Raw genomic sequence first — 449 nt, 5'->3', positions numbered from 1 at the left:
AGATGGATGAGCGTGATGGTGTCCGGCAGACCGACGAACGGAGAGGCGCCCAGTGACGGCAGACGGGCCAGGCGCACCGGACACCCTCGCGGACCGCATCGAGCGGCTCTTCCGGACGGTCCTCCGGCCGGGTGGCGAGCCGTACGGCAACGAGGAGGTCGCACGGGCGTGCCGGGAGGCGACCGGGGAGAGCTTCTCGGCCACCTACGTCTGGCAGCTGCGCACCGGGCGGCGCGGCAACCCGACCAAGCGTCACCTCGAAGCCCTGGCGCACTTCTTCCAGGTACCGCCCGGGTACTTCTTCGAGGACGAGCGGGGCGCCGAACTCGCCGACGAGCTGGCGCTGCTCGGGGCGCTGCGGGACGCCGGCGTACGCGAGGTCGCGCTCCGGGCGAGGAGCCTCTCGCCGGAGGGGCTGGGCACCATCAGCGACATGATCGAGGCGATCG

Annotated in this window: 1 protein-coding gene; it reads left to right on the top strand. The window is 72.2% G+C overall.

Translation table 11 applies throughout. The features are described from left to right. Positions 1-52 precede the first annotated feature (52 nt). Positions 53-449, top strand: a 397-nt coding sequence (locus tag AA75_RS36690) for a helix-turn-helix domain-containing protein (RefSeq protein ID WP_033824745.1), incomplete at its 3' end; no start/stop codon positions are given.

This window comes from Kitasatospora sp. MBT63 (genome assembly GCF_000710465.2).
Classification (GTDB): Bacteria; Actinomycetota; Actinomycetes; order Streptomycetales; family Streptomycetaceae; genus Kitasatospora.
Note: the sequence above shows the minus strand (reverse complement) of the source record. Positions and strands in the feature narration are given on the sequence as shown.